Source organism: Draconibacterium sp. (genome assembly GCF_041583095.1).
GTDB lineage: Bacteria > Bacteroidota > Bacteroidia > Bacteroidales > Prolixibacteraceae > Draconibacterium.
The window spans coordinates 1-6,523 of sequence record NZ_JBFHGM010000282.1 but is presented as its reverse complement, the minus strand read 5'-3'; the positions used below and the strand labels follow the sequence as shown (position 1 = coordinate 6,523).

Below are 6,523 nucleotides of genomic sequence, written 5' to 3'. Positions count from 1 at the left end.
AGTTGTTCCGTAACGTTGCATTCCTGCAAAGCCCGAGCGGGTAAGAATAAACACACGATCTTTCGGGTTTTCTTCGCGCTGACCTTCGTAAATTCCTTTGGCGTTCATCAGAGCAAAAGCGTTAAAATATTGTGTTGATGACCCTAAAGCAGTCGGGTTCATTAACTTTTTACGGTAGTCCATACTTGCATTCGACAAGATGTCCGGTTCGGTAGCATCCAGCCACCACGAGTCGATTCCCATTGAGTATAAGTGCTCGTTAATCTGTTCCCAGAAAAGTTTTCGGGCACCTTCACTGTAGGCATCGTAGAACGAACCAATGTAACCCGGATAAATCCAGTCGCGGATACTGTCGTTAATGGCTTGTTTATACATCCAGCCATTTTTGTCGAATTCGTTGTAATGCTCGGTTCCTAAATAAAATTTAGGCCACACCGATATCAGAATCCGTGCATGGTTATCGTGCACCATATCGATCATTCCTTTGGCATCAGGGAAACGAGCTTTATCAAATTCCTGGCTTCCCCATTTGTCAACTTCCCAGTACGACCAGTCCTGCACAATATTATCGATCGGAATTTCTCTTTTTCTGAATTCTTTCAAAGTGCTTTCCAGTTCTTCCTGTGTTTTGTAACGCTCGCGGCTTTGCCAAAAACCCATCGCCCATTTTGGCATCACCTGGGCTTTTCCGGTAAGTGTGCGGTAGCGGCTTATCACCTCGTCCATGCTGTTTCCTTTCATAAAGAAATAGTCGATCTGGTCGCCCATTTCAGAGTAGAACGAAATATCGTTCTGCACATCAGGATCAACCGGCGAAAGCGCTTTCAGCCCAATGTATGAAACACCGCCATCAGGAATCCAGTCGAGTTTTACATGGTACTTCTCACCGGCTTTCATGTCGTACTGGAATTTAGCTACCGACGGGTTCCATGCCGTACGCCATTTGTCGGCCATCAGTTCGCCATTTACCCAAATTTTGGTGTAACCGGCATAATACAACAGAAAATGGAATATTCCACTTTCTTCGGGCTCAATATCACCTTCCCAAACAATGCGGGCATGGTTAAAATCAAAAGCTTCAGGAAAATTCTCGATGGTTTCCAGGTTCTCGTAATCTATAGTTGATTCCGTGCGGCTCGTAAATACGTGGTCGTTTTCGTTGTTGTCAATATAGGTAGCTGTTAAACCACCTTCCTTACCTTCGGCATCGTAAAGTTTAAACTGATCGATCTGTCCGTAAGGGCGTGGATCGCCAAAACGCGAAAGCGAGTAGTTATCCCAAAGTAGTCCGTAGTTGTTTGTTGAAACAATAAAAGGTACCGATACTTTAGTATTGTACTGGAAAAGCTCTTCGTTTTTTCCTTTGTAGTTCATTTCATCAGCCTGGTGCTGTCCAAGTCCGTACAAAGCTTCATTGTCTGACGATTCGAAAACCTGGCGGGTAGTATAGGCACTTACACCATCAACTTCAATCGGCTCGAACGATTTTCCACCGTTTTCTTTTTCCTGAAGAATTGGATCTCCGTTTTCATCCAGAAAATCGACTTCGCCGCTTTGTGTTGATACTTTTACTTTGGTTTTTGCGGTTGAAATAAGAAGATGATCATCATTTTCTTCAACTTCAAAAGGAACCGTTTCATTTTGCGGAAGTGCGATAAGACTTTCGTTTGTGGCAAATGTTTTTGTGGCACTTGCCGAAACTTTTATGATCTCGTCGTGTACAGGCGTAATTTTAATAGCCTGCGCCTGTTGCTTGCCGGCTTGTTGTGGGTAAACAATAACGGCATCCTGGGTTTTTTCCCAATTCTTTTGCGAACAGGAAACAGCCAAAATACCGATTAACAGAAATAAAAATAGTTGCTTCATTTTGTATAGATAATTGTTTTGTATTCAAGTTAAGGATAATTTGTGTTAAACACCTGGAATTAAAGATGTTTGCGCTTTGAAGCCAGTTTTGGTTTTCAAGGATTTAAGCTTCGGACAAGCCTGTGTAACCTGCCCGAACTTAAATCCATATAAAACATCTAACTAACTAACTTATTTGTATCTAACTAAACTTTATTCTTATTGTGCAGAGTGGTTGAATTTCCACTTACTGAATGCACTAGTTTGCCCATTTAATTTCGTTTCATTGGATATGCAATCAATACAATTTTTTGTTGCCTGCATGATCTGATTACAAAATTATGTCAAGAAGATTGAAACTAGTGATAGGAATGTATTAAAAAGATGATCAACTTGTTAAGCGTACAGTATGAAATGTTAAAAGCAGATGTATGAAATGTTTCCTGACGTTATTTGATTTGTTGTATACTTATGTTGTGTGTCGTTTAAGTTGTAGTAAATTAGTAGTTTATGAGAAATTGTTTTGTCGGGAAACTTTACTGGCATTAATCGTTATTTTTCGCGGTGGTGTATCATCATTTTCAATCCAATTTGGGTTTTTTTCGTTTGTTTGAAGGAAAGTTTTCAGATTTTTAATCTAATGTGTCATATTAACACAAAAAAATTATATTTGTAGTGAACTACTCATCTATCTAAACTGAATATGAACGTATCAAACGATCATGTATTAGAATTGGTAAACCTTAAAAGGAAAGAGGGATTTAAATATTTATACGACTATTTTTTTCCATCGCTTTGCCGCTTCTCTTATCGTATTACCAAATGTTTATCGGAATCAGAAGATATTGTTCAGGAGTTATTTGTTCGGCTTTGGAAAAGCGATGTGAAGTTTCCTTCCGAAAGAGCACTGGTTTCTTACCTTTATTTATCTGCAAAAAACGCCAGCTTAAATGCCATTCGCAACGCCGAAAAAGCGAAAAAAGCTGAAAAGGTTGAAATGAATGAACTGGAGAAAATAGATAATGGCGATATTTCAATTCAGCAAATTATGATTGAAGAAGAAGTTCACCGTCAGGTTTACACTGCCATTTATGAGTTATCTCCTGAGCGAAGGAATATCATTTTATTGAGTATGCAGGGATTTACAAATTCCGAAATTGCTAAAATTAAAGGTATCTCAATAAATACTGTAAAAACTTTAAAACTAAGATCGTACCGCATTCTGCGCGATAGCTTGAGACCAATATTTTATTCACTTTTATTTTAGTTACTAAAAAAAATCGTTTTACCGTCACCCGGTTTGTAAGGGTTTAGTGTTTTACAAATACAACTTGCCAAAATAGCAGGTTAAAAACTAAACTAATCAAATTAAGCCGGAGATGAACGAATTCGAGCAGGGACATATTATTGCTGAAATAATTCTTGCAGAAAAGGAACGATCGCTGACTGAAAAAGAACAGCAGCAGTTAACGGATTGGTTCGCACAGGATGCTCAAAATTATTTTCTCTACGAAAAACTCAAATACGACGAAAATCTTACAAGCAGTTTAAAAGATTTGGGTAAGTACGATACGGCAAAAGTTTTTGCCGAATTTGAACAGATAATTTCAAAAACCAGAAGCATCAAAATCTCGCAAGTATTATTGCGAGTTGCTGCTGTTTTGGTACTCGTTGTGGGTACATATTATTTCTTCCAGTATCAATTGTCGCCACAGAATGTTGAACCAACTCAAGAACTTGCTATAAAACCGGGAGCGAGCAAAGCAATTTTAAAACTTGCCGACGGAACGATTGTAAGCCTCGAAAATAAAAGAACTGACATTACCGAATCAGATGGAACAACTATTTCTTCCGACACCAATTCGGTTGTTTACAAACCAAACACAAGGCGGGTTAGCGAACGAAAATTACAGTACAACACCATCGAAATTCCCCGGGGAGGCGAATATCAGCTAACACTTTCTGATGGCACACACGTTTGGCTAAATTCTGAAACAACAATTAAATATCCGGTAGTTTTTGCGAAAAACAAACGCGAAGTATTTATAAGCGGAGAAGCATTTTTCGATGTTGTGCATAACGAAGAAGCTCCTTTTATTGTTACCACCGAAAAAATGAAGGTAAATGTTTTGGGAACAGCCTTTAATATCAGGGCCTTTGGTAACGAAGAGAAAGCTGCCACAACACTGGTGCGCGGAAAAGTTAATGTTACAAGCACGCAAACAGCACAAACTTTCATGATTAAACCAAGCGAGCAGTTTATAATCGAGGAAGGAAAGCCAAGTGTGAGAAAGGTAAATGTAAAAAAATATACTGCCTGGACAGAAGGCCGAATTTTATTTGACGACAATTCGCTCGACGAAATTTTTACAGACATGGCCAGATGGTACAATATTTCTGTAGAATATGAGAACGAAGCACTAAAAAACCTGCGTTTTTCTGTTGATGTTAAACGTTACGACGAGATTACAAAAATTACCGAGATAATTGAACTAACTAAAAAAGTAAAATTTGAACTAGACAATGAAACGATCACCATTTTGAAATATGATTAATTAAAAACGGGAAATACGCCAATATTTCCCGTTGTAATAGTCGACCATTTCTGTTACCGCAGAAATGAAATTAATAAACTAAAACAGTGTAAACTTATGAAAAAAAGTAACGTAACTGAAATTTTTCGTTTCCGCGAAAGATTTCGAAAACTATTGTTGATTATGCGACTAACCTTGGTGTTAATTTGCTGTATAATTCTCCAGGCAACAGCCAGTTCGTATTCACAAACTACACGTCTTAATGTGAACATCGAAAATGGCACACTGCAAGATCTTTTCAAAAACATTAAGGAGCAAAGCGAATTCACCTTTGTGTACAATGTCAACGACATTGAAAAGCTGGACAACATAAGTTGCAGTTTTTCTGAAACTACCGTTGAAGGAATTCTGAATGAATGTCTTGAAGGAACAAACATGACTTACGAAGTTCGGGATAAAGTCATCATTATCGTTCCAACTGATTCAACAAAAATAGAAAAGGAAATACTGGATGAACCCATACCGCAAAAAAAACAGATAAGGGGTACTGTTACCGATGAAACCGGAGAACCTGTGCCCGGAGTGTCTGTTGTTGTTAAAGGAACTACAGTTGGTATTATAACCGATCTGAATGGTAATTACCTTTTGGAAGTTGATAATGATGCCGAAATATTACAGTTTTCGTTTGTGGGAATGAAACAACAGGAAATTCCCATTGGCGATAAAACGGAAATAAGTGTGGTGCTTGAGGTGGAAACAGTGGGGCTTGAAGAGGTTGTTGCTGTTGGATACGGTGTGCAGAAAAAGAGTGTTGTAACCGGATCAATATCAAGTGTAAAAAAGGAAGATCTGCAAAACCAATCCATTGCCAGGGCAGAGCAAGCGCTACAGGGAAGAACCTCTGGTGTTCAGGTTATCCAAAACTCGGGAGCACCTGGTGCAGCAATGAATATTCGAATCAGAGGATACGGCTCTAACCGTTCATCGGAGCCAATTTATATTGTAAATGGTACTAAAGTGCCTGATCTGAGCTCGATCGACCCAAACGATATTGAAAATATTGAAGTGTTAAAAGATGCTGCATCGGCTGCAATTTATGGTGCTGAGGGGGCCAACGGTGTAGTTCTGGTTAGTACAAAGTCAGGTAAAGCAGGAAGAGGTCGTATTATGTATGAATTTCAACACAGCATTCAAACACAAGCCCGCAAAGTTGATGTGTTAAATGCTGCTGACTACAAAACGTATATGACTGAAGCAGGTACATTACCTGAATCGGCTTTGAGTGATCCTTATGATACCGATTGGCAGGATGAAATCTTCGAAGCATCTCCAACCGAAAAACATTATTTATCGTTTACCGGAGGTAGCGAAAGAGGTTCTTTTATGCTCTCGGCTTCTTATCTTGACCAGGATGGAGTGGTTGCCGGAGACAAGGACAATTTTAAACGCTATACTTTTACTTTTAACTCCGATTATAAAATTAATGATTGGGTAAAAGTTGGGCACAATGTAACATTCTCAAAAACCAGTTTGAAATCAGTGGCTGAAAACAGCGAGTATACATCAGTAATTACCAGTGCAATGATGCTCGATCCGTTAACACCGGTTTCTTACAAAAATGAAAGTGAAATACCTCCAATTGTTCAGGATGGTATTGATAACGGATACAACTTTTTAAAAGATCCTGATGGAAATATTTATGGTGTTTCTCAGTATGTTACCAGTACTGCAAACCCTTTTGTTACAAGAGATGCAACATCTCCTATAACCGAACGTAACAATCTTTTCGGAAACGTTTTTGTTGAATTTTCACCCATTGAAGGTTTAAATATCACCAGTAGATTTGGAGGAAATGTAGCAGGTATTCGAACTCATAACTATAGTCCCGTCTACTACTACGATGCGCAAACCAATAATTTGCAATCAAGCGTAAGTGAGGCTACATTTATGACAACTTACTGGCAATGGGAAAATTTTGCGATTTACAACAAAAGAATCGATAAGCACAACATGACTTTCCTGGTTGGTATGTCATCCGATCAAAACAGGTTGAATAATTTAAGTGCCAGCGGAAGTCCGTTAACCCAGGACAGTCCTTTATATGATGACCTTGAGTTCCTCGCAGCCGACCCGTCAGACGATGT

At 38.8% G+C, this 6,523-nt stretch carries 4 protein-coding genes; 3 read left to right on the top strand and 1 reads right to left on the bottom strand.

Going from position 1 to position 6,523, the window contains the following annotated elements; all coding sequences use genetic code 11:
* On the bottom strand, positions 1–1,866 hold a 1,866-nt coding region (locus ABZB17_RS19050), incomplete at its 3' end, for a TIM-barrel domain-containing protein (protein ID WP_372652567.1).
* A gap of 682 nt (positions 1,867–2,548) precedes the next feature.
* Between ABZB17_RS19050 and ABZB17_RS19045 the strand changes: the two genes are divergently transcribed.
* The 3 genes from ABZB17_RS19045 to ABZB17_RS19035 form a co-directional block, all read left to right on the top strand.
* Entirely contained in the window at positions 2,549–3,112 is a 564-nt protein-coding gene (locus ABZB17_RS19045; protein WP_372652565.1) for an RNA polymerase sigma factor, read from the top strand.
* A 112-nt stretch (positions 3,113–3,224) separates the two neighbouring features.
* A complete protein-coding gene (locus ABZB17_RS19040) occupies positions 3,225–4,400 on the top strand; it encodes a FecR family protein (RefSeq protein WP_372652562.1) in 1,176 nt (391 codons plus the stop codon).
* A gap of 96 nt (positions 4,401–4,496) precedes the next feature.
* The coding region (locus ABZB17_RS19035; RefSeq protein ID WP_372652560.1) for a SusC/RagA family TonB-linked outer membrane protein at positions 4,497–6,523 on the top strand (2,027 nt) is incomplete at its 3' end.